Origin of the sequence: Peribacillus sp. NPDC096540, assembly GCF_050278525.1 — a bacterium.
Classification (GTDB): domain Bacteria; phylum Bacillota; class Bacilli; order Bacillales; family DSM-1321; genus Peribacillus.
In genome coordinates this window covers 135,372-153,504 of sequence record NZ_JBNNTG010000009.1, presented here as the reverse complement: position 1 = coordinate 153,504, position 18,133 = coordinate 135,372, and the positions used below count along the sequence as shown (strand labels likewise).

The following is an 18,133-nucleotide window of genomic DNA, read 5'->3' as shown; positions in this document are numbered from 1 at the left end:
AAATGATTGAGCGTGTTTTCGCAGATGCAAAAGAAAAGCATGGCATGCGTTGGACTACTTTAAGGGGACTTAAAAAATTGTCGATGCAGGCGATGTGCTCACTTTCGCTGCCATGAATTTAAAGAAGATGGCCAATTGGACATGGCAAGGTCCAAAAATAGCCTAACATAGTGGGCTCGTAGAGACCTAATTCCTTAATATTGAGCAAAGTTCAAAGGAAATTTCAAAAGGGGTTCGAAATGTTTTAATTCCGAACCCCTTTTGTCTACAAACTGAAATCCCCCTTGTAGGGGATTAAGAAGTATTTTCCATTCTATTGACTGGTAAAAATGCTTCGATAGAGATGTGCATAAAAGAGGAGACCGAAAATAAGCCTTGGTCCGTCAGTTTAATTTCTGGGATAACAGGAAGTGCGAAAAGGTGGGGGAAACATATTTTCCAGTGGCGTCAATTTCTGATATGCCCTCTAACTTCCAATACGGCAAAAAAACCATCCACGATTGCGATGTCGCCATTAAATACATCAATAATCCGACCATTTTTAATGACGCAATCAGCAGGTTTTCTTTCTGACGCAACGTCGATTCTCCTTTGAAGCAAACTTTATCCACTATCATACACTCTTTTTCAAAAAAATCTTTTCCGATTAATATTTCACTTTTCCCGAATAAGTCTCCCATGTACGAAACGGTAAATCATGGTTATTAAAAGACATTTGCTGCATTTTAATAGAACGGCTCTCCATTGGTACCGCGAGTTCTTGGTATATAAAATGATCATCAAAGCCGATACAGGCAGCATCTTCTTTCGTACAAGCGTAATAAATCACTTTTGGACGGGCCCAATAAAGAGCACCGATACACATTGGACAAGGTTCGCAGCTTGTGTATATTTCACAATCAGTAAGCTGGAAACTGTTCAGATTTCTGCAAGCATCACGAATCGCTTGTACTTCAGCATGCGCGGTCGGATCATTGGCTGTTGTCACATTATTACATCCTCTCCCTACGACGGCGCCATCTTTTACAATAATAGCCCCAAAAGGTCCTCCGTTCTTTGCCAATACATTTTCATATGCAAGTTGAACTGCCATCTCCATGAATTTAACATCCAATAGAAACACCCCTTAAAATATTTTTGATAAACAGCAAAACCTCTGTGTGATATTTTATGACGTAAATATAATAAATAATGCACCATATATGGGTGAAATTTGAATAATATTTTCAGAAAATGATGAAAAATAATTTTGTGTTACATAAGGTCGATAATTTTTAAATTGTTTAGAAGTATTTTCAAATTATTTTAAAACTGATATTGTTAGAAGAAAATCATTAAGATCATGAAGGTGAAATGTATGGGGTTTTTAGGAGTTCTTTTACCGATATTCGGTATTTTTGTTTTAGGTTTCGTAGGTCAGAAAAAGTTTCAACTTGATACAAAATCCATTTCGACTGTAGCGTTATATTTAATGTCTCCTTTACTTGTGTTTCGTACGTTTTATACAGCGGAATTTAATGTTAATTATTTTTATCTGTTTTTATTCACGATTGTACTCTGTCTTTCTCTTATCTTAGTTGTTTATATCATTTCGTTTTTTCGTAATTATACAGTTACAGAAACGAGTGGGATGATCTTAGCCTCCGCATTTATGAATAATGGGAATTACGGAACACCAGTCATTTTCCTTCTTTTTGGAGCAGCAGGACTTGATTATGCCATCATTTTAATGGTAGGACAGCAGTTAGTCATGTGTACAATAGGTATATATTTTGCGGCAAAGGGAAGTCCGGAAGGTAATGGAGTACATTCTGCACTTAAAGCCGTGTGTAGGATGCCGATTGTGTACGGAGCAATTGCAGGTGCGATTTTTAAGTTTGTGAACATTCCTTTAAGCAATTCAGTTATGGAAGCCGTCAACCTTGTTGCAAATGCGGCAATTCCGACAATTATGATTACACTTGGAATGCAGCTTGCCAACATCTCATTAAAAAAAATTGCGTTACAAAAGCTCTCTATTTCGTTGCTGGTAAAGCTTGCTATTTCTCCAGCCATTGCTTTCCTATTATCACTTGCTTTGCCGGTGGATGATATGGTCAGGCATATTATGATTATCGTAGCTGCTATGCCGACGGCTGCCAACACCACGATGTACGCGCTCCAATTTAATACGGAGCCTGAATTTGTATCAAGTGCCACGTTCATAAGTACATCATTAAGTTTGATTACACTTCCTATCGTCTTTTTCTTTGTATTATAGATTAACATTTTAATATTATGAAAATAATATAGAAAATTTTAGGCCATTATGAAACTTAAGATCTTATGTACTAACAATGATATGTAAGATATATCAAGCGAAAGAAGTGTTATTTGGAACAAAGAAATGAGTCTGTTAACTTGGTGCAGGTGAAATGTTCATCCTTATTTTGGTGATTACCGCTTTTTCAGAACAATTTGAAAGGATTAAAAACAAACCTTAAAAATACGATGATCATTAAAGGGGTTTTGTCACCAATTATATCGGTTTTAATCACTAGTGAAGTATTAATGGCTGTTGAAAAAATAGCAAATTCAGAGTGGTCTTCAAGCAATTATTCGCTAAGTATACGTGTATTATACTTTCATCTCTTATTGATGGCAGGTTGTTCTTGGTGATGTGCTTTTTCTCTGGCAATCTGGCAATAGGAATTGTTATCGGTGAAAAATGCTTCAAAAATAAAACTGATTAAACCTCTTGGATATGAATAAGATGTATGAAAAGCTTGTACATAATAATCTGTACAAGTTTTTTTACTTTGCAAAAGTGTATAAGGATAATTGCTGATAAAATTTATATACTAATATGTAATGAGCGATATGTGGATCAAAAAACATTGCATCCATCCAAGTAGATGAGATTAAGCCAAAATAGCTTAATAAATAATTACCTGTCGATGCGACATTAAGAACTATAAAAAATATTTTGATAAATAGGTGAGGACAGTTTTTTGGTCTTAAGCTTGCATTAGGTTAACCATCTCTTCGGCTTGGTATGTTAACTTTTTACTATAAAAGGATTTCAGAAAAGGGTGCTCAATGACTATTTTTGATCTTGTTAATCAATGATACGTTTTTCTTCTTCGTATAGGTGGGGGATTGTTAGAAATATATTCTTAACTTTGTAATCCGCATTTTCATGACGATACGCCAATTAGCGCAATGAGGAGAAGACCTGCAGTATTCTGATAAAGACCGGATCAAACATAGCTGCAGAAATCAGACAATAGCGCTTAATAAAGATGAAGTGATTACCGAATGGAAAATGCTTGTTCATATTTCACAATTTTTTTGCAAAAAGCAAATAAGTAGATGGTGAATAAAGACGAAAATATCAGTCAATAATAGTGAACGAAAAATAGCTAAGAGGGCTGATTTAAAGGGAAATAAAAGAAAAAGGCCTAAGTTTGTAAATTTCTCAATAATTTGTAACGGTATTACTTAGCCAGAACATAGTAAAGGAAAGGTAGATAGAAATAGCATTAGCAGAAGAACTCAAATAAAAAAACAAAGAAAGTAAGTAAGCTGTCTATGACAAATCAGCTAAAATCAATCATCAAGGCTTTGAAAAATGAAGATTATAATTATGATAATTTAATGAGAATAGGATAAAAAAGAGAGGGCTATTTTTTTATATCTGGAAGGAGTAAAACCACGAAAAGTGTACGGGTTTGAATTAGATTTGTTGTATTTATTGGGATAAATTAGTTAAATATTAAGAAATTTGAAACATACTAAAAGGAGCTTTTCATGGAAGACTTAATGCATCCAATTATTCGTACAGGTATTTCCTATGTAGTCTTACTTGTTTTTACATATTTATTTGGTAAACGCATGAATTCCCAACTAAATTATTATAGTTTTGCTTTATCCGTAACAATTGGTTCCTATATTGCGAATTTGGGATTTGATACAAACCTTCAATTTTTTCCGACACTTGCTTCTTTTTTAACACTGATTTTTATCTTTTTCCTATCTTCTCTTTTTTCTTTCAAACAAAGAGGTTTTCGAAAATACTTATCAGGACAGCCTCTTAATATTATTGAAAAAGGGGAAATCAATGAGTTCAACATGAAAAAAGCTAAATATACTATCGATGATTTAAAACAGCAAATCAGGGAACAAGGGGTTTTTAAGATAGATCAAATTGAAACAGCCATACTCGAAGTTAGCGGTAAACTTTCGATTCAAAAAAAAGAAGAATACCAGCCATTATTGAAGAAAGATAAAAAAGATCTATTATCTTCAGAAATTCCCATTGAACTCATATTTAATGGTGTAATTATTACAAAAAATTTAACCTCTGTCTACAACAAAGAATGGGTTATGAAACAATGCGAAGATCGAAAAATAACGGCTAAGGATGTTCGATATGGAGTCGTTGGCAGGAATGGAGTTTTTTATGTGATGAATTGATAGGTGATAATTTTGCGACATTCAGGATAATTTAACGTCACAAGACTCATAAAATCCTATATGTCAATTAAATTTGATAAAATGAAAAAAGTCCCTTTAACAAGTGGAGCCTAGTCCTAGCATCCCTTCTTTATCTTGAGGAGGGTATGGCTTTTTTATTTTTCTGTCGTTGAAAACTCTTTGTCTAACAGTTTTTGATAGCTTCTTGTTTCTACTCGTAAAAGTGTTGTTAGTCGAAGGGGGTCCTGGACACGGGGCAGTTTTCGGTAATAACAATATAGCGTAAGATAACAGTAGTTTGGAATGATGCAGGATCCATTATAAAGAATCATGGCTATAATGACTTTGAAATGATTCAACTAAAGGAAAAAGGGCAAGCTGTCATTTGGAATTTATCAAAAAATCTTAAAGTTGAGCCTTACTTTTTTTATTTTCTACGCGGCTAGTTTATAATTTTCTATACAATTATTTTTTTAAAAACTGGGGAGGAGATTTTGTGTTTCAGACCAAAATCCAACTAGCTAATCCTGACAAAATTGATTCCGTCTTAAAAGAAATTGTTCAAAACTCCTATGAAGAGGTGCGGGAAGAAAGACTTCTACTTTGTATGGAATGTGGAGATGTGGATCTTTATATCGCCGCTTCAAATAATGAAGAACTTCAAGACGCGATTAACGAAAATTTTGAAATTGATGAATGTGGTGAAATCATAAAGTTAGAAGAACATCAACAACTTATGGATGATCTATACGAGTATTTCCTTAAGCTACATAAGGAAAGTAATTTTTTTGATTTTTTTCCTGCAGGTTATTATATTGTGGCTGGGGAAAGTCGTGAATCGGAAACGGATATGTTGGCACCAAAAGGTCTATTTTTAGCACCGTTTGAAGATGCTATAAAGGAATAAAAAAGACGGCGTATTGATATTATCCCCTTAAAGTAGACAGTGTAAAAAGCCCAAAACATGGATGTTACACTATTACTTGGAGGGGATTTTATTATGGCTAAAAAAGGAGATAAATTTCAAACTTATTCAGAGGAATTCAAGATTCAGGTTGTCCAAAGTTATTTAAATAATGAAGGGTAGCCAATCTGCTATAGCGAAGAAATATGGTCCTAAAAGTAAAACGCAGTTAATGGATTGGGTGCGAAAATATCAAGATACTGGCGGTATTTAGACTCAAGGGGAAAAAGCAGCGGTAACAAGGGCTTAAAAAACGTGAACGGATACAACCGATTAACATAAAGCACAAGGAATATGGCTACCCTCGCATGACAATTGCCTTACGAGAGAATGGCTTTTTAGTGAACCACAAAAAAGTATATAGACTTATGCGAGAGTTTCAAATACAATCGGTCATTCGTAAAAAGCGATGCTTTTTCAAAGGGAATCCCTTGAAAATTTTCCCAAATGTATTAGAACGACAATTCCAAAACCGCAATAAAATGAGGTACTTGTTACAGACATCACTTACTTGCCATTCAAAGGTAATTTTCTCTATTTATAGGTGGTCCAAGACATTTACATAATGAAACCGTTGCTTGGAAACTCTCACATCGCAATGATTTACAACTTGTTCTAGAAACACTTGATTTAGCCACACAAAAAAGAGATGTGTACGGAACCATCATCCACTCAGATCAAGGATTCCAATAAACATCTCATGCTTATCATCGCACGCTTCAAAAAGATAGGTGCCATCAGCAGCCACTCTCGCAAAGGAAATCTGTGTCGAATCATTCTTCTCTCATTTTAAATCCGAAATGTTTTATCTCAATCATTTTCAAACAGAAGTAGAACTAATTCAAGCGATTGAAACATACATCTATCATTATAACTACAAACGGTTCCAAAAACGACTTAACCATCGAGCTCCGTTTGAATATCGAATCTCGATGGTTGCCTAGCCTTTTTTTAAGCTGTCTACTTGACGGGGGTAAGTCCGTATTGCTGTCTTCCGTGAAAATATTCGTACCACTCTGTTATGTTTTGGGAAATAAATACTTTTTTTGGTTATGAAGGAAAATGGTGAGTGAGAAAATGGACCTAATTAGGTGAGATTTATGAAATATAGCAATAATATCATGAAATACAATAAGGTTTTTAACAATTTTAAGTTTATATGGTAATTTTAAGAAATATTAGATATAATAAAAAATGTAATTATAGAAAATGTTATTTAAATTACTAGTTTAAAATAGCTTTAAAAATCGTCTTATATATTTTCTTAGTTTTAAGGGAAATAATTGAAGATGATGCTTTAACCTATGATTTCAGATAGATATTAAAAAGAAGATGTTTCACCAAGCAGATTGCAACTTTATATATTTAGAATTCTGATTATTATTAATTTTCAGACTTTAATCACTTTTACATATCTTACAGGCTTAGGGAGGTTAATTATGATTGTTTTTGATCAAGTTAATAAGTATTATGGTGATTTTCATGTTTTGAAAAATATTAATCTTACAATTAACAAAGGGGAAGTAGTCGTTGTCATTGGTCCATCCGGCTCTGGAAAAAGTACACTGCTTCGTTGTATTAATCGCTTAGAAACGATATCAGAAGGTTCTCTTTCGGTTAACGGTTTGAATGTAGCGGATAAAAAAACAGATATAAACAAGCTGCGCCGAAATATTGGTATGGTCTTTCAACATTTTCATCTGTATCCTCATAAAACGGTGCTAGAAAATATCATGCTTGCTCCTAAGAAGGTTTTAGGACAAACAGATGCTGAAGCGAAAAAAATTGCGCAAAAGTATTTGGAAAAGGTGGGAATTGCAGATAAAGCAAATTCTTTTCCTTCGCAGCTTTCAGGTGGACAGCAGCAGCGGGTAGCCATTGCCAGAGGTTTGGCTATGGGACCGGAAATCATGTTGTTTGATGAACCAACCTCAGCCTTAGATCCAGAAATGATTGGCGAGGTACTGGATGTAATGAAGGCGCTTGCACATGAAGGAATGACGATGGTCGTAGTAACTCACGAAATGGGATTTGCCCGTGAAGTCGCAGATCGAATCGTTTTCATGGACGAGGGCAAGGTTTTAGAAGAGGCAATACCGGCTGAGTTTTACGCAAATCCTCGTGAAGAGAGGGCTCAATTATTTCTTAGCCGTATATTAAATCATTAAATAAAAAACAGGGGTGAATAACATGTTGAAGAAAAAAAAGTGGTTGCAATTATCATTGCTATCAGTACTGGCTGTAATTTTATTAGCTGGCTGTGGCGGGGACAAAGAGTCCAATAATGGTAAAGAAAGCGGAAGCAAAGACAAAGATAAAGACGTTCTAACACAGGTAAAGGATAATGATAAGATTGTTTTCGGCGTAAAAAATGATACACGGTTATTCGGCTTGAAAAACCCGAGTACAGGTGATGTAGAAGGCTTCGATATTGATATTGCTAAAGCACTTGCAGCAGAGATTCTTGGTGACGAAAAGAAAGTTGATTTCAAAGAAGTAACTTCGAAAACAAGAATGGCATTATTGAATAATGGAGATATCGATGCGATTGTAGCTACTATGACAATCACAGATGATCGTAAAAAAGAAGTTGATTTCACTGATGTATACTTTGATGCTGGACAATCTTTACTTGTTAAAAAGGGAAGCGATATTAAGGGTATTGATAGTTTAAAAGGTAAAAAGGTATTGGCTGTTAAAGGTTCTACTTCAGCCATAAATATCCGTGAAAAAGCTCCTGACGCACAAGTACTGGAATTTGAAAACTATTCTGAAGCATTTGCTGCTCTTAAGTCTGGCCAAGGCGACGCCTTAACTACAGATGATTCCATCCTTTATGGAATGGCAGATGAAGATCCGAACTATGAGCTTGTTGGTGGTACATTTACAGACGAACCTTATGGAATTGCTGTTAAAAAGGGAAATGAAAACTTTGTTGCTGAATTGAACAAGGCACTTAAATCTCTTAAAGATTCAGGCAAGTATGATGAAATCCATGATAAATGGATTAAACATTAATACATTTACCTTTTATAAAAGGTGAAAAAGCTTAAATTGGATTTTTGTAATAATTCCGAAGTTTAAACATTGTCATCTGTCAGGATGAGCAAATTACTCATCCTGATTAGTTAGAGGAGTGTATGCCGTGCCTGATTTCTCCATTTTAACAGAGAATCTAGATATGTATTTAGTAGGCTTCAAAAATACAATCATCTCGAGTTTGATAGCGTTGGTAGCGAGTTTGATTCTTGGTGTGCTTATTGCTATTATGCGGATAGCCCCCATAAAGCCACTAAATTGGCTTGGAACCGCCTATGTCGAGATTATTCGTAATATTCCGTTATTAATTATTACATTTTTCTTCTTTCTGGGTCTTAAATTAAGTGGATTATACGCAGGAACCTTAGCATTAACCATTTATACGTCATCTTTTATAGCAGAAGCTATTCGAGCTGGAATACTTTCTGTACCAAAGGGCCAAATGGAAGCAGCGCGTTCATCAGGACTGACTTATGGGCAGGCAATGAGATTTGTCATTCTGCCACAGGCTGTTAAAATAGTTATTCCCCCGCTCGGAAACCAATTTATCAATCTTGTTAAAAATTCTTCCATTTTAGCCGTGGTTGCTGGGCTTGATCTTATGTACCATGGTGATTTGATTTCTTCAAGGACATTTGTTGTATTCGATGTCTATATTTTCGTCGCAGCTTTTTACTTAATTCTTACCATTCCTTTAAGTCTTGGCGTTGGTTATTTAGAAAAACGTCTGGCTAAGAGTAATTAAGGGAGGTATAAGACATGGATTTTGCAGGTGCCTATACACCAGATAATATCAAATTTTTATTAGAAGGTTTTTGGGTAACAATACAGGTGGCCTTTGTATCTATTATTTTGAGTTTCATTATTGGTGGGCTTGTGGGAATAATCCGGTATGCAAAAGTGCCAGTGTTATCACAAATATTAGCAATGATTGTGGAAACAGTACGTAATTTACCACTGCTATTAATTATATTTTTTACGTATTTTGCTTTACCAGAGGTACGAATAAAATTAGAAATCATTCCGGCTGCTATCGTTGCCTTGACAATTTTTGAGTCAGCCATGCTTTCTGAGGTAATTCGAAGTGGATTAAAATCCGTTGATAAAGGCCAAATGGAAGCAGCGCGTTCATCAGGTTTGAGCTATATACAGGCATTGATACATATCATCCTGCCTCAGGCTTTGCGCCGCATGGTACCTCCTATTGTCAGTCAATTTATATCTTTATTAAAGGATACCTCCTTAGCAGTTGTAATATCATTACCGGAGCTAACTCATCATGGCCAAATTATTTATGGTCAAAGTCAAAAGTTTTTAATACCGATTTTAATTCTCGTTGCTTTCATGTATTTCGTCGTTAATTATAGTTTGTCTATAGTAGCACAGAGACTTGAATTGAAACGAACTTAAAAAATCCGACTCATTTTTTGAGTCGGATTTTTTAACATTCATGTTTTATATGCAGAATTTAACCTACTCAATTCGCATAGTATCTTAAAGTAGTTATAATGAATTACTGAATAAATGAATCTTTTACTGTCAAAAACCGTATATATAGGTATAAAAAGAAAGTAGGTGGGGTAATTGTCTGAAATTAAACAAAGTAATAGTAAAGCAATTGTATCATTAATTATGGGGATTTTATCTATTCTAATTCCATTCATCGGAATTATATTAGGTATTCTAGGTTTGATTTTTGCTTCAAAGAGTAAAAAAGAAATATCCCAATCGGGGGAATCTGGACATGGTTTAGTGACAGCTGGTAAGGTATGTAGTATCATCGGAATAATCCTTAATGTGATCCTGATTTTTATTTTTCTTGTGTTTTTTTATTTCACCGTAAATATGGACAGCATGTCTTATTAAATTTCAATTTTTAAACTTGAGAAATAAAGAAAAATAGATAAAACTAATTTAAATGGAATTTTGTGCTATAATTAACATGAAAACGTAAAGATCCATAGAGGGGATGAAATATTTGACTGTTCAAATCTATGAGTATCCAGCCGTATTTTATTACGAAAAACACCCGTTAATAATAGACTTATTTTCCGTTCAAGTTTGTTTTCCGGATTTTAAGCGAAAAGGATTTATCTCAACCGTTAGCGGCAGAAATCGGGTCGAAGCTTTAGCTTGTGCTCAAGAGCTGTTAGAATCTATGGTCGAACATTTTATTCACGACAATAAAACAATCCCAGATGCCAGTGAAATGGAAAAAGTTAATCTAGATAGAGGTATTAATATATGCGAGGCTGCTCCATTTCGCATTGAAATAGAAAATATCATATATGAGAAATAAAAAAACCTTGTCTGGTAGAGGACAAGGTTTTTTGTTTGATAATAATAACATCTATGAGTCTTTTAGAAGTTGTAAAAACAGTAGTATCTAGCTGAAAAGAATATTTGCCATTTTGGTTAACCGGCTTTTGTAATAGCCGATTTGCAATTTCTGGATCTTCTAATAGTATATTCTTCATATTCCTAAAAATATCCTTATAGAAATTGGCGCATTGTTATGTAAAAACCGTTACAAAGATATTGGGTCTTGCATTTGCAAAAATAAAACAACCGGGGCCTAAAAAGGCTTACTGTTTTGTCATTTTATGATCTCGAAACCAGGAAAACAATTATAGCAAATGAAGAGATTAAGATGAGGACTTTATTCCTGAAGGAATGGAGAAGGTATCCGATTATTGAGTAATAGTATGAGCTCAGAGGGGAAAGAGATTTTCCTTGAAAAATATTATATTGAATACAAAACCATCATTATCTATAGAGGAATGATGGTTTTATTGTTTCTCAAATAAATAAAATATGAAAAACAAATAATAAAGAAATAATCCTAATTTATTAAAAATTATATTTTTTTTGAAAGGATATTGCGTTCTCTATAACGAATATGTATAGTATAGGTAACCTAGGTAAAAAGTATCAATAGTTCAAGATTTGGAGGTATATGAATGAAATATTATATAGCATCAGACGAAAAAAATTTGAAGCAAGTTAGATCGTTGATAAAGAAATTGAATGCAAAGGGATTTACATGTGTAAATGACTGGAATTTAAACGAGAACGACGATAATCGAGGAGTTATAGATAGTATAGGGGAGTACGAAAAAAAGGGAATTGAGGATGCAGATTTTATGCTGATTTTTCTTACTGCAGGTAAGGGAAATCTTTATGAGCTTGGATATGCTTTATCCTTAAATAAGAAAATTGTTGTATATTCCCCAGAGAAAGACAATTACCACATTAATAAAAAATCGATTTTCCATAATCTTCCCGGGGTAACAATCTGTAGTGGAACGTTATATAAGCTTGTTAAATTGATACATACGCTTTCTTCACAAGGAGTAGATAAAACAAGTTCACTGCACCTTAAATAAATCTCAAATGTAGAAATAGGTAAAGATACCCTCAAATAAAATATCTTTTGAACGTAATGTTTAATATATTAAAAATGAGGGTAAAAGTTACTTAAACTAAAAGGGAGGCAGACTGTTTTGGCTATTATAGATATCGACCAATTGTTGCTAGCTACAGAAGAGATTGCCGAAGAGTCAGTTCCATTCCATCTCTATACATTTGACATTGATCAATTATTAGATAATACGGATAACTGGTAAAGTAAAGCATGCCTAGAGGATATGCTTTTTTTTCGAGGGGAATTTAACCTGATTACTAAAATAAGTATAAGTAATCAGGCAATGAAGTTCATATTAAGAAGTGGGTAAAAAAATTAAAAATGTCGTCCCTTAACGAATCCTAAAATCACAAACATTGATATAGTTCCGACAACAAAAGTTACTTTAAGTATATTTATGAGTAGTTCATCGTACATCTGTATTCCCTCCTTGTATGTAATAATAGACAATGCGGTTATGATTAGCTGTTTATGTATAAATTATAACATAAATTTTACAAGTGAAGGTGGGAAAAAGGTGCCGAAATGTATAAGAATGTAATTGTTGTTACATTTTAGACTAAATTTCAGCCCAAAAAAAGATATCTTCTATAACAGAAGATATCAGTGATCAACTATTTAATTCCAAGCGCTTTCTTCGTTTGTGGTCCTACAATCCCATCAGGGGTTAGTTTGTTATTCTTCTGGAATTTTTTTACAGCTATTTCTGTATTGTTTCCAAATGCCCCATCTATCCCCTTTGTACTATATCCAAGTGTTGTTAATCTTTTTTGAAGCTCATGTACTTGTGGTCCGTTGCTTCCTTTCTTTAAAATTGAAATTGTATTCCCCACTGGGACACTCTCTAATCCGCTAACCTTATATCCATTTGTAGCTGCTATGGAAGCAAATGATTTACTGGAACTGGTAATTATGACTGTTGTGTTCTTTTTAACCTTACTATATAACCACTTTACATCTTCATTATACATACGGATACAACCGGCACTTATATATTTTCCAATGGAATTTGAATCATTATTTCCATGTATTGCATACGTATTCCCAGGTGTATTTCGTGCATTAATCCCTAGCCAACGATTGCCTAGAGGATTTTTAGGATCTCCTCCTCTAATTTTGCCTTTATAATAGGGGCGATTCACAATCTTTGTAACTACCTTAAACTTTCCTTCAGGAGTGTAAGAGGATTTTTTTCCAGTCGCTACGATAAATACTTTCACTAATTTATTATTTTCATAATAGGCCAGCTGATTATTGGACTTATTGATGATAATCAGCTGTTTTGATGCTGCATCTGAAGAATTACTATATCCACCAAAACAAAAAAAGAACATTAAAACAAATACAATAAATTTTTTCATGTTTTCCCCGTCCCTTATTTAAGTAGCCTGCATAAACGCGCATATACTATCCTATGCATGAAGCGAAGCTAGTGTGACATTTTTTCAAAGGAAAGGTAAACTTAAGAAGGAATTTACTCAAACTGGATTTTATCTTTGCAAAATTACTAAATAGAATGATGGGCACTGTTTGTGGTCATAATACATACATTATTGAAGTGAAACCGGAGGTGGGAAAAGATTGTCACGCTTAAAAGTAGAGGACTACCTTGAACAAGGAATGTACGGTCCAAAAGAAATAAAGCCTGGTGAACGAAGGGAATTCCTTGGCACGTTACGAGAGCGCGTTATTGTCGTCCTAAAAAAGCCTCAAGTATTTGAACTAAATGTATATCCAGAGATTGAGGAAATGATGAAGCAATTTCCTCTGTCAAATTTGTTTTTAAATGGTCAAATGGACTATCAATACCTAGGGAAATATATTAAATTGGCTAATCGACATAATATTCCTTACAAAATTGTCCTCAACAAAGACCATAACTCCGAATTAGGCCTAGTACTAGCAGAAAAAAATGCCATATATAGAGAAGAGATTTATATTGAGAGGAAAAAGCAATTCACTCAAGTTAAAAAGAAAAACAGTGTTAAAGCATTTATCAAACAGTTGGTTAGAAAATTTATCAAAAAACGCTGAAAAATGCAATCAGCGTTTTTTTAGTAAACTCCGTTTAGGATTGTTTGAAATTTATGATTGATTAATGAAGGTATATTCATTAACCCTAATAACTTAAAGGAGGCCTATCTGCTTTATTAATAGGCCTCTTTTTATTTAATCAGATAGCAAATCTGTTAATTTATGTAGTTATCTTCCTTAATCTATAAAACTTTCTGAAGTTTCCTATAATCGTTTTAAAAACAGAATAAGCAGGGATGGCTATAAGAATTCCAATGAATCCGTATATTGAACCGGCAGCAAGCAGCAATAAGATAATGATTAATGGGTGAATAAAAAGTCGTTTCCCCATAATATTCGGGGTAACAATTGAACGACAGTAAGGACAATGAGTACTATTATAGCCAGCCCTACATTTTGCTGTAAGGCAATGAAAAGGGCGGGAATAATGCTGATTAATGGACCTAGAAAGGGTACAACGGTAAAAATCATTGCGAAAAGGGCTAATACGAGTGCATAATCGAGTTCAATAATAAGGTACCCCTCATACATAAAAGTCCCTATAACGATTGAAACGATGAATTGGCCAATAATATAAGTTGAAAGGGTTTTCTCCACATCTTTTAAGATTGCGTTTCCTTCTGGTTCAACTTCAGTCGGAATATATTTTAATAAAAATGGTCTTAGCTTATCTCCATCCTTGTAGTAATAAAATAAGATAAATGGTGTAATAACCAGTACAGTTAGAACACTTGTAATCGCAGAGAATATGGTATTAACACTTTCTGTAAGTTTTTCATATGACATTTTCTTTCAAGCCTTGTATATTTACCATACCAAAATCATTTTGTTCTATCATGACTTCAGATTCCTTAGAGAATTCCTTGCATTTGCTTGGAAGGTTTTCAGATAATTTTTGGAATTGATCCACGACTACAGGACTTCCAAAGTAGCTGCTTGTCCCAATCATTCCAAATATAATTAAAAAGGAAAAATGCTGACTGTCTTTAGGATAAATTTAGTTGAAAAGTTGACGACTGGTCGTAATATATAGTATAAAAGTCCAGCCACAATGATTGGGAAAAACATTGCTGCAATGATTTTTTGAATCGGTAGAAGAATATAATCAATCATGCCTAGTAAAAAAATAATAAAAATTATTAAGATAATCGTACATGCATATTTAAAAAATGGTTTGTTTATCCACAAGACAATTCCCCCTAAATCTCATCTGCTACGTTAAACAATATTACCAACAGGATGGTATGATTAGAAGGGGAATAGGTATAACTTGACATTCTATGGTTCGATTACAGACTGTTTTCGAGCGAGATGTTGTTCCTATCTTTAGAGATCTCATATTAACACTGCCTTTGAATTTATTACTGTTTCAGAACGAATATTTGTTTTCTCAATGTCTAAATTCTAATTAAAATACCAATTCATTCTTTAGTTAATATGAAAAAAACCTCCATTGGAAAATGAAGGTCTTGTTTAAAAAATTAGGATGATTTTTTTATATACTTTATTTCTTCCACAGTTTTCTTGTCCTGACGTGCATATGCTCCGTAATACAGACCGCCTACGAGAATTGCACCACCAACAGCATTTCCAAGGAATACTGGGATAAAGTTCATAAAATACTCACCCCAAGTAACAGCACCAACGAAAATTCCTGCTGGAATAACAAACATATTGGCAACAATATGCTGGAATCCAAGTGTAATGAAAGCAACAATCGGCAAGAACAATCCAATGATTTTTCCTGTAGTATCTTCAGCGCTGTATGTAATCCAAATAGCCAATGCTACCAGCCAGTTACAGCCGACAGCTGAAATAAATGCTTCGATAAAACTGGCATCCACCTTTGATTTTGCTGCAGCTATCGTTTTATCCAAAAAGATGTCAGATTCGGTCAATCCAAGAAGATGGCCGAAAAAGTAAGCGACAAAAATGGCCCCTGCAAAATTAGTTATCGCAATTAAGATCCAGTTTATTGATAATTGTTTAACAGATACTTTTTTAGCAAGCGCAGCCATCGATACCGCCATCATATTTCCTGTTAATAATTCTCCGCCGGCAATAACAGTTAGTATTAAACCTAACGGGAATACTAAACCACCTATTAAGTTATTCAGTGTGCCCCACTCATGTGGTAGGCCTGCTGTGACCTTTATGTTGAATAAATAGCCTAGAGCGATAAAGGCCCCACCTAGGAAACCAAGTATCACTAAACTAGGTAGTGGCAATGTTGCTTTCTTTGTTCCTGCCTTTATAGCAATTTTTGCCATTTGTTGCGGGTTATAATAACTCATTTTACTCCCCCTAGCTGATGTTTCAAAAAAAATGTTTGAATCTGTTACTTATTATTTAGTAGTAAAAGCCCTTGAATACTTACTAATCAAAGATTACCAACAATTATTATACAATAGTTTGAAAAATATACTATAACGAAATAATTAATTTAGGATATTTTTATAGAAAAAACTAAGCATTTTTCACAGTTTAAGGTGGTTCATATATAATGCAAAAAGAAAATGCTAGTAATATAAAGCCTGAATTTTTGTGAATTATAAACTTCCTTTTCAGAATAACAAAACGATTTAATTCTTTTGAGTTTGTGAGAGAGGGGGAGTAGGAAAGCTAGTAATATGTATGAAAAGGAAGGTAGGACTATGACTTTACTTATTTCTCTTTAAGGAATAAATGTAATTCCTTGTGGAAAATCCCTGTAAGTACCCATACAGTAATTGTTTTCAATCTTTATAAAATATGAAGTCTGAAGAAAAAATAATAAAGAGTAAAATCTAAAATGAAATAGGCATTATCACAGCAAATTCCCGATAAGGAAGTTACCTTGATAATGCCTTGATCTAATAGATATATCTATCTAAATAGTCAGTAAAACTAGTCTGGTTTAAGATGTTTTACTTAATGTATGAGAAAATCCTTGTTTCTGTTCTCTTTGCATTTTTTTGATATCTAAACGCAGCCAGATGGAAATGACGAAAGCAATTGCGATTAATCCAGCGAAAACATAGAACACTGGAATATAACTGTTTGTACTTTCTCTAATTGCGGTAACCAGCATTGGTCCACAAACTCCGCCAAGAGACCATGTTGTTAAAAGATAACCATGGATAGCACCAATTTCTTTTGTTCCAAATAAATCTCCAGCAAATGCAGGGAGATTTGAGAAACCTCCACCATAACAACTAACAACTAACAAAATAAGTCCTTGGAACAATAACGAATTTGTAGTAGTTGGGAGTAAAAGGAACGCACCGATTTGAATAATAAAGAAAATGACGAAAACATTTGGGCGGCCAATATAATCAGAGGCTGCTGCCCAACCGAGTCTGCCTCCACCATTAAAGATTCCCATGATACCAACCAGTGTTGCTGCGCCAGCTACAGACAATCCAACTACGTCTTGAGCCATTGGAGATGCCACAGAAATCATCATAATCCCTGCACTAGTATTAATTAATTTCATCGACCAAAGCATCCAGAAATGTTTTGTTTTAACCGCTTCTTTTGCTGTTAATTGTCTTAGATCTTTCTTAATTTCTTTTTTTCCTGACTCAATATCTTTTTTCATACCTTCAGGAATCCAATTCGCTTTTGGTGGTGCAATATATGAAGCACCTAAAAACATAAGAATGAAATAGCCTGCTCCTAAAATATAATAAGTAGAATAAATTCCAACGGATTCCATAAGGCTTGCTGCAACTGGGGCTGTAATAAGAGCTCCAGCACCAAAACCGAGTACAGCCATTCCTGTTGCTAGTCCTCTTCTATCAGGGAACCATTTGACAAGAGTAGATACTGGTGAAATATATCCAATACCCATACCAAGACCACTTAAGACTCCATATGTTAGTAAGTAAAGTGGAAGTGAATCGATCATGACAGCCAAACCAGAACCGGCTTGTCCTAAACCGAATAATACAGCAGCAACTAAGGCTGACTTTCTAGGACCATTCTTTTCAACAAATTTACCAAAGAAAGCTGCAGAGGTTCCTGCAAGCGCCATCATAATTGTAAATGCTAAAGTTACTTCAGTTTCTGACCACCCCATAGTCTCAACTAAAGGTTTCTTGTATACGCTATATGCGTATGCACCACCAATGGAAAGGTGAATAGCAATAGCTGATAAAGCAATTAACCACCTGTTTTTTGTCATGTTGTAACCCCTTTTCGTGAAAAATAAGAGAATTTGCATGCGTTTTATCTAT

At 34.2% G+C, this 18,133-nt stretch carries 20 protein-coding genes and 2 pseudogenes; 15 read left to right on the top strand and 7 right to left on the bottom strand.

What is annotated here, in order from left to right:
• Positions 1–166: pseudogene (locus ACQKMR_RS11010) on the top strand (transposase); the annotation flags it as partial.
• Between the two features lie 281 nt (positions 167–447).
• Here ACQKMR_RS11010 and ACQKMR_RS11005 read toward each other — a convergent pair.
• On the bottom strand, positions 448–600 hold the full coding sequence (locus ACQKMR_RS11005; RefSeq protein WP_427697326.1) for a hypothetical protein: 153 nt from the start codon (positions 598–600) through the stop codon (positions 448–450).
• A 46-nt stretch (positions 601–646) separates the two neighbouring features.
• Positions 647–1,099 carry a nucleoside deaminase gene (locus ACQKMR_RS11000; protein ID WP_427697335.1) on the bottom strand — a complete coding sequence of 151 codons (453 nt, stop codon included), beginning with the start codon at positions 1,097–1,099 and terminating at the stop codon, positions 647–649.
• 258 nt (positions 1,100–1,357) lie between these two features.
• Between ACQKMR_RS11000 and ACQKMR_RS10995 the strand changes: the two genes are divergently transcribed.
• From ACQKMR_RS10995 to ACQKMR_RS10935, 13 genes are all read left to right on the top strand, one after another.
• A complete protein-coding gene (locus ACQKMR_RS10995) occupies positions 1,358–2,260 on the top strand; it encodes an AEC family transporter (protein ID WP_427697325.1) in 903 nt (300 codons plus the stop codon).
• 1,529 nt (positions 2,261–3,789) lie between these two features.
• Positions 3,790–4,455, top strand: a complete 666-nt coding sequence (locus tag ACQKMR_RS10990) for a DUF421 domain-containing protein (RefSeq protein WP_427697324.1) — start codon at positions 3,790–3,792, stop codon at positions 4,453–4,455.
• A 496-nt stretch (positions 4,456–4,951) separates the two neighbouring features.
• Positions 4,952–5,362, top strand: a complete 411-nt coding sequence (locus ACQKMR_RS10985; protein WP_427697323.1) for a hypothetical protein — start codon at positions 4,952–4,954, stop codon at positions 5,360–5,362.
• A 365-nt stretch (positions 5,363–5,727) separates the two neighbouring features.
• Positions 5,728–5,985, top strand: a complete 258-nt coding sequence (locus ACQKMR_RS10980; protein ID WP_427697322.1) for an IS3 family transposase — start codon at positions 5,728–5,730, stop codon at positions 5,983–5,985.
• A gap of 165 nt (positions 5,986–6,150) precedes the next feature.
• Positions 6,151–6,363, top strand: a complete 213-nt coding sequence (locus tag ACQKMR_RS10975) for an IS3 family transposase (protein WP_427697321.1) — start codon at positions 6,151–6,153, stop codon at positions 6,361–6,363.
• Positions 6,364–6,858: 495 nt separating this feature from the next.
• On the top strand, positions 6,859–7,587 hold the full coding sequence (locus ACQKMR_RS10970; protein ID WP_427697320.1) for an amino acid ABC transporter ATP-binding protein: 729 nt from the start codon (positions 6,859–6,861) through the stop codon (positions 7,585–7,587).
• A 22-nt stretch (positions 7,588–7,609) separates the two neighbouring features.
• Positions 7,610–8,437: a transporter substrate-binding domain-containing protein gene (locus ACQKMR_RS10965; RefSeq protein ID WP_427697319.1), complete on the top strand. Its 828-nt coding sequence runs from the start codon at positions 7,610–7,612 to the stop codon at positions 8,435–8,437.
• Between the two features lie 163 nt (positions 8,438–8,600).
• Complete coding sequence (locus ACQKMR_RS10960) at positions 8,601–9,203, top strand: amino acid ABC transporter permease (RefSeq protein WP_427697334.1); 603 nt, start codon at positions 8,601–8,603, stop codon at positions 9,201–9,203.
• A 14-nt stretch (positions 9,204–9,217) separates the two neighbouring features.
• Positions 9,218–9,868, top strand: a complete 651-nt coding sequence (locus tag ACQKMR_RS10955; protein WP_427697318.1) for an amino acid ABC transporter permease — start codon at positions 9,218–9,220, stop codon at positions 9,866–9,868.
• 174 nt (positions 9,869–10,042) lie between these two features.
• A complete protein-coding gene (locus tag ACQKMR_RS10950; RefSeq protein ID WP_427697317.1) occupies positions 10,043–10,324 on the top strand; it encodes a DUF4190 domain-containing protein in 282 nt (93 codons plus the stop codon).
• A 112-nt stretch (positions 10,325–10,436) separates the two neighbouring features.
• Complete coding sequence (locus ACQKMR_RS10945; protein ID WP_427697316.1) at positions 10,437–10,757, top strand: type II toxin-antitoxin system HicB family antitoxin; 321 nt, start codon at positions 10,437–10,439, stop codon at positions 10,755–10,757.
• A 661-nt stretch (positions 10,758–11,418) separates the two neighbouring features.
• The gene (locus tag ACQKMR_RS10940; RefSeq protein ID WP_427697315.1) at positions 11,419–11,844 is read left to right on the top strand and encodes a nucleoside 2-deoxyribosyltransferase; all 426 of its coding nucleotides are present in this window, start codon (positions 11,419–11,421) and stop codon (positions 11,842–11,844) included.
• A gap of 117 nt (positions 11,845–11,961) precedes the next feature.
• Positions 11,962–12,084: a hypothetical protein gene (locus tag ACQKMR_RS10935; protein WP_427697314.1), complete on the top strand. Its 123-nt coding sequence runs from the start codon at positions 11,962–11,964 to the stop codon at positions 12,082–12,084.
• A 412-nt stretch (positions 12,085–12,496) separates the two neighbouring features.
• Here ACQKMR_RS10935 and ACQKMR_RS10930 read toward each other — a convergent pair whose 3' ends face one another.
• Positions 12,497–13,243: a L,D-transpeptidase family protein gene (locus tag ACQKMR_RS10930; RefSeq protein WP_427697313.1), complete on the bottom strand. Its 747-nt coding sequence runs from the start codon at positions 13,241–13,243 to the stop codon at positions 12,497–12,499.
• A gap of 220 nt (positions 13,244–13,463) precedes the next feature.
• Between ACQKMR_RS10930 and ACQKMR_RS10925 the strand changes: the two genes are divergently transcribed.
• Positions 13,464–13,916, top strand: a complete 453-nt coding sequence (locus ACQKMR_RS10925) for a YueI family protein (protein WP_427697312.1) — start codon at positions 13,464–13,466, stop codon at positions 13,914–13,916.
• A gap of 160 nt (positions 13,917–14,076) precedes the next feature.
• Here ACQKMR_RS10925 and ACQKMR_RS10920 read toward each other — a convergent pair.
• The 4 genes and pseudogenes from ACQKMR_RS10920 to ACQKMR_RS10905 form a co-directional block, all read right to left on the bottom strand.
• Positions 14,077–14,702: pseudogene (locus ACQKMR_RS10920) on the bottom strand (AI-2E family transporter).
• Positions 14,703–14,876: 174 nt separating this feature from the next.
• Entirely contained in the window at positions 14,877–15,104 is a 228-nt protein-coding gene (locus ACQKMR_RS10915; protein WP_427697311.1) for a hypothetical protein, read from the bottom strand.
• A gap of 293 nt (positions 15,105–15,397) precedes the next feature.
• Positions 15,398–16,210, bottom strand: coding sequence for a formate/nitrite transporter family protein (locus ACQKMR_RS10910; RefSeq protein ID WP_427697310.1), 813 nt, complete (start codon positions 16,208–16,210; stop codon positions 15,398–15,400).
• 602 nt (positions 16,211–16,812) lie between these two features.
• Complete coding sequence (locus ACQKMR_RS10905) at positions 16,813–18,081, bottom strand: L-lactate MFS transporter (RefSeq protein WP_427697309.1); 1,269 nt, start codon at positions 18,079–18,081, stop codon at positions 16,813–16,815.
• Positions 18,082–18,133 lie beyond the last annotated feature (52 nt).